Origin of the sequence: Clostridium sp. UBA4395, from assembly GCF_002390995.1 — a bacterium.
GTDB lineage: Bacteria > Bacillota > Clostridia > Clostridiales > Clostridiaceae > Clostridium_J > Clostridium_J sulfidigenes.
Map to the genome: position 1 here is coordinate 1 of NZ_DGRF01000005.1, position 5,878 is coordinate 5,878.

A 5,878-nucleotide genomic window follows, 5' to 3' on the forward strand; every position below is an offset into this window, starting at 1 on the left:
ATTTCTTAGTGCGACAGCCCCCTTTTGATAAATCTATAAATAATCATAAAATTTACAAATATCTAACAATGGTATCCTGAGATACCGAAATTAAGTGTGAAATTACATATTATATTAATATAGATTAAAAAAACCAATTAAAACAAAATTTTAAAGGAGGTTTTTAAATGAGTATGTTTTGTTATCAATGTCAAGAAACTGCAAAAGGTACAGGCTGTACAATAAGAGGTGTATGTGGAAAGACAGAGAAGGTTGCTAACTTACAAGATTTAATGATTTATTTACTAAAGGGAATTGCTATTTTTCAGCAAAAAGGATTAGAAAAAGGTATAAGATTTCCTAAAGCTAATCATTTTATAGTAAGTGGATTATTTATGACTATTACAAATGCTAATTTTGATGATTCTGCATTTGTTGAAAAAATAAAGGAAGCTATAGAACTTAGAGAAGAAGTTAAGAAAGAATTACTGGATAAAGGAATAAATTTAGGAGAATTACATGATGCTGCTACTTTTGTAGTACAAGGTGATTTAGAGCTTTTAGAAAAATCAAAGGCTATTGAAGTTGGAATATTAGCTACTGAAAATGAAGATGTACGTTCTCTTAGAGAATTAATTATTTATGGTGTAAAAGGTATGGCAGCATATGCTGAACATGCATTAAATTTAGGAAAAGAAAATGAAGAAGTTTATGATTTTATGGTAAAGGCATTAGTAGCTACATTAGATAATACATTAAGTGCAGATGAACTAGTTGCCCTTACTTTAGAAACAGGTAAGTTTGGTATGGATACTATGGCAATGCTAGATGCTGCCAATACAGGTGCTTATGGAAATCCAGAAATTACTGAAGTAAATATAGGAGTTAGAAATAACCCTGCTATATTGATATCAGGACATGATTTAAAGGATTTAGAAGAGCTTTTAGAACAAACAAAAGATACAGGTGTAGATGTCTATACTCATGGTGAAATGTTACCAGCTCACTATTATCCATTCTTTAAGAAATATTCTAATTTTGTAGGTAACTATGGTAATGCTTGGTGGAAACAAAATGAAGAATTTGAACCTTTTAATGGGCCAATACTGTTTACAACAAATTGTATAGTACCACCAAAGGAAAGTTATGCAGATAGAGTTTATACCACAGGTGCTACTGGATATCCAGGATTTAAATATATTAAAGATAGAGAAGATGGAAAAGCTAAAGACTTTAGTGAAATTATAGAACATGCTAAAAAATTACCATCACCTAAAGAAATTGAAAAGGGTAAAATTGTAGGCGGTTTTGCTCATGCACAAGTATTTGCTTTAGCAGATAAGGTAGTAGAAGCTGTTAAATCTGGTGCTATTAAGAAGTTCTTTGTTATGGCTGGTTGTGATGGAAGAATGAAATCAAGAAATTATTATACAGAGTTTGCAGAAAAATTACCAAAAGATACAATAATATTAACTGCAGGATGTGCTAAATATCGTTATAATAAATTAAACCTTGGCGATATAGGTGGAATTCCAAGGGTTTTAGATGCAGGACAGTGTAATGATTCTTACTCATTAGCTGTAATAGCTTTAAAATTAAAAGAAATATTTGAACTAAATGATGTAAATGAACTTCCTATAGCTTATAACATAGCGTGGTATGAGCAAAAAGCTGTAATAGTACTTCTAGCATTACTTTATTTAGGAGTAAAAAATATTCATCTAGGACCAACACTTCCAGGATTCTTATCACCAAATGTAGCAAAAGTATTAGTAGAAACTTTTGGGATTGCAGGCATAGGAACTGTGGATGAAGATTTAGAAATGTTTTTAGGATAATATATTTACCCCTGATTAACCCCTAATATATTTATCCTAAACTTATAAATATATGATTAAAAATAAAGGTATTGACTTTATATATTAAGTTAATACCTTTATTTTTGTATATAAGTTAATCTATATAAGTGAAATAATAATATAGAAATATATTTTAGTGTAATATATAATTAAAGTTAAATAATCTTGCAGAAGAGGACAAGAACTGCAAGGTTTAATGCTTTATAACTTGATATACTTTTATTAAAGGAGGGATAGATATGGAACTTTTAGATAAAATGAATAGAGCCATTGAGTATATGGAAAGTAATATAACTAATAGAATTGATTATGAGAAAGTAGCTAATGAAATTGGGTATTCAGTGCATCACTTTCAAAGAATGTTTTCTTTTATTACTGATATTTCAATGGTAGAGTATGTTAGACGTAGAAGGATGACTATGGCAGCTTTTGAACTGCAAAACAGCTCTATGAAGGTTATCGATATTGCACTAAAATATGGATATGAATCACCAGAAGCTTTTAGTCGTGCATTTCAAAATTTGCATGGAATTACTCCTACAGCAGCAAGAAGTAAGGGAATTAGTCTAAAGGCTTACCCACGTATATCCTTTCAAATTTCTATTAAAGGAGTAAGTGAAATGAAGTATAGAATTGAAACAAGAGAAGCTTTTCAAGTTTATGGCATTGAAAGAATATTTGACATGAATTATGATGAAAATTTAAGGACGATACCGAAGTTTTGGGATGAGGTACAAAGTAATGGGGAATGTGACAAGCTAGCTGAATCTACAGGAAACTTAAATAATCAAGAGGAGTTATGTCCAGTAAATGCAATATGCGATTATAGACAAACTGGTGGTACTACTTTTCCATATATGATATGCGCTTTAAAGAGTGATAAAAGTGATACCACAGGCTATAAAATAGTAGAGATTCCATCAGCTACTTGGGCGATTTTTACTTCAGAAGAATATGATAATGATGATGTTAGTACTGCTTTTCAAGATTTAAATAAGAGGGCACATACTGAATGGCTACCTACATCTACTTATAATAAATTAGAAGGTTATGATTTAGAAATGTATTATGAAAAAGAGAGTGGCAAAGGCTATTGTGAATCTTGGATTAGAGTGGAGTCTAAAACTGAATAAGGATATATAAATAAGGATCAGCTATAAATTTATAGCTGATCCTTACTAATTATACTAAAAGCTCTTCCATATTCCAAACCTGAGTTGCTAAATCTTTATAGAAATCAACTTCATGGCAAACTAAAAGGAGAGTACCCTTAAAGTCAATAAGAGCTTTTTTTAGTTCAGCCTTAGAGATAGCATCTAAATGATTAGTTGGTTCATCAAGTAAAAGCCAATTTGTTGGAGTTAAGGTAAGTTTGCAAAGTCTAACCTTTGATTGTTCTCCGCCACTTAAAGTTTTTAGTTTTTGATTCATATGCTCATTTTTAATACCACAACGACCAAGGGCAGCTCTTATTTCGCTCTGAGATTTTTTAGGAAAAGAATCCCAAACTTCCTCAAGAGGAGTATGGTCTGAACCATGAACCTGTTGCTCAAAGTAAGCTGGGTACAGATAATCTCCAAGTTTTATATCACCATCTATTGGAGGTATTACTCCCATTATGGTCTTTAAAAATGTGGATTTACCTATGCCATTGCAACCTATAATGGCAATTTTTTCACCTCTTTTTAAGGTAAGATCAAGATTTTTTATAAGTGGGTAGCTGTAGCCAATGGTTAGACTAGAGCTTTTCATCACAAGGGAAGCAGAGGTTCTTTTAAAATTAAAGGAAAAACTAGGTTTAGGTGAAATTATTTTTGGTTTTTCTAGTTTTTCAATTTTATCAAGAGCCTTTTGTCTACCCTTAGCCATTTTTGCAGTAGAAGCACGAACTTTATTTTTATCAATAAAGTTCTGAAGCTTTTGAATTTCCTTTTGTTGAGCAGTATATTCAGCTATATATCTTTTTCTTTCCTCATCTTGTAGTTTTAAGAAGTTATCATAATTTCCCATATACCTTTTTATAGAGGAAAACTCTAGATTAAAAATTACATTTGTAATATTGTTTAAAAAGCTAGTGTCGTGGGATATGACCACAAAAGCATTTTCATAGTCATGTAGATATTTAGATAACCACTCTATATGCTCTTTATCTAGATAATTAGTAGGCTCATCTAAAAGTAATATATAAGGAGCTTCAAGAAGTAGTTTTGCTAGCATAACCTTAGTTTTTTGACCTCCACTTAAATTTTTAAAGGGAGTATCCATACCAAGGGCAGTTATACCAAGCCCTTTACACATAGTTTCAATATGCTTTTCAATATTATAAAACTCACTACAATCCAGCCTATCTTGAAGATGACCTAATTTATTGATTAATTTATCATAGTCATCTATATCTCCGGTAGCTAACTTATTACTTATGAGTAAGATCTTTTCTTCTAATTCATAAAGATTTCTATAAGCTTCCCTTAAAACTTCTTTTATTGTTAAATTTTCGTTTATATCAGAATTTTGTTTAAGATATCCAATCTTACAGGAAGAAGCTTTAGTAAAAGTACCTTCATCGCAGATTAATTTTTCAGTTAAGATGTTAAACAGGGTAGTCTTACCAGCACCATTAACTCCAACAAGACCAGCGTGTTCGCCCTTTAGTAATCTAAGGGACATATTTTTAAAAATAGTTTTATCTCCAAAACTAAAGCTTATATTTTCAATATTTAATATACTCATGTCTTTATACCTCCGTAAAATAAAAAAGGAAAGAGGCTTTGCTCTTTCCTTAAAATTCATGTAAATTAATGCAATGAAAATTATATTCTAAATCATAGTAGAGTAAAAAATTAGTTCTCATATTAGCTATAACAAAATAATAGTGTAGTGATACTAATTTAAATTTTATATGATTTAGAGTATGAAAAAAGAGTCTTATCCTGTAAAAGATAATTCTATTCAAATGTTTAGGTAAAAAAGGGCGCAGCTATCCCGTTATTAACCTAAAACACTTACAAGAACTACCATTTTACACAATTCGACTCAACCTCTTTCTTTGCATTAATTTATTTTAAATATAATAATATTCAATATATTTATTATTACATATATACATAAATATTATACCATAGTAGTTGAAAAAGTAAATACAGTAATAAAATAACTTTTACTTTTAAACATGCCCTCATACTAATCCTAGTAAAGAGTTTATAATTAAGAGAATGAAGTGAGAAGTAGATATTATAGAAAATACTTATTGTAGGCATTAATAAGTACTAATAGGACAATTGTATAAATTAGTAAGAATTCAATAATAGCATAAAAGTACTAAATACTGCGGATCTAAAGCCTTAATTAATGTTTCTAATAATAATATAATAGAATTAAGAAATTTAAATAAAAATTTCATGAAAGAGTGATAATTATGAAAAACTTAACATTAAGAGATGCAACGGAGGTGGATGCCCCCATTATCGCTGGTCTTATATATGATACTGAGGAAACACCAGATCATATTTGGGGCCAGGGCACTAAAGAGGAGATTTTAAATAGGATTCAATGGCTAGTATTAAGTCAGGAATCTAGATATTCATATTTAAATATAAAGGTAGCAGAACTAAATGGAAAGACCTGTGGAGCTATAATTCTTTTAAACAGTGAAGAAATATCTCATTTAGATACAAAAACTAGTTTTGAATTACTTCATATGATAAAAGGGATTAAAGGAAAAATAAAATTTATAAAGGACCTTATTTTAGGAATGTACTTAAAAGAGGGTGGAGATAAAGAGCTTTATATAGCAAACTTAGCAACTACTAAAAAAGTTAGAGGTCTTGGAATAGGAAAAGAACTAATGAAGTTAGCAGAAAAGATAGCTAAAGAAAAAGGATATAAAGGTTGTTCACTGCTAGCTAAGGATGAGAAAGTAAGAAAGTTCTATGAAAACTTAGATTATAAATTTGAAAAAGAAGAAAAGTATTTTTCTCAATATTTATATAGAATGGTAAAAATGGTTTAAAGTTATATATGTACTATAATAGTGCACTTTC

The 5,878-nt window shown here is 29.8% G+C and carries 4 protein-coding genes; 3 read left to right on the forward strand and 1 reads right to left on the reverse strand.

Annotated features, from left to right (window positions below):
• Positions 1-167 precede the first annotated feature (167 nt).
• On the forward strand, positions 168-1,817 hold the full coding sequence (gene hcp, locus B2694_RS00285; protein ID WP_346884058.1) for a hydroxylamine reductase: 1,650 nt from the start codon (positions 168-170) through the stop codon (positions 1,815-1,817).
• A 260-nt stretch (positions 1,818-2,077) separates the two neighbouring features.
• Positions 2,078-2,971, forward strand: coding sequence for an AraC family transcriptional regulator (locus B2694_RS00290; protein WP_346884059.1), 894 nt, complete (start codon positions 2,078-2,080; stop codon positions 2,969-2,971).
• Positions 2,972-3,020: 49 nt separating this feature from the next.
• On the opposite strand, the gene B2694_RS00295 is transcribed toward B2694_RS00290, so the two are convergent.
• Positions 3,021-4,568, reverse strand: a complete 1,548-nt coding sequence (locus B2694_RS00295) for an ABC-F family ATP-binding cassette domain-containing protein (RefSeq protein ID WP_346884060.1) — start codon at positions 4,566-4,568, stop codon at positions 3,021-3,023.
• 685 nt (positions 4,569-5,253) lie between these two features.
• Here B2694_RS00295 and B2694_RS00300 point away from each other — a divergent pair.
• Positions 5,254-5,847, forward strand: a complete 594-nt coding sequence (locus tag B2694_RS00300; RefSeq protein ID WP_346884061.1) for a GNAT family N-acetyltransferase — start codon at positions 5,254-5,256, stop codon at positions 5,845-5,847.
• Positions 5,848-5,878: the final 31 nt, after the last annotated feature.

Bases quoted from the DNA above. Each gene is read 5' to 3' on its own strand.
- hcp (WP_346884058.1), top strand. From the start codon at position 168: ATGAGTATGTTTTGTTATCAATGTCAAGAAACTGCAAAAGGTACAGGC.
- B2694_RS00290 (WP_346884059.1), top strand. From the start codon at position 2,078: ATGGAACTTTTAGATAAAATGAATAGAGCCATTGAGTATATGGAAAGT.
- B2694_RS00295 (WP_346884060.1), bottom strand. From the start codon at position 4,568: ATGAGTATATTAAATATTGAAAATATAAGCTTTAGTTTTGGAGATAAA.
- B2694_RS00300 (WP_346884061.1), top strand. From the start codon at position 5,254: ATGAAAAACTTAACATTAAGAGATGCAACGGAGGTGGATGCCCCCATT.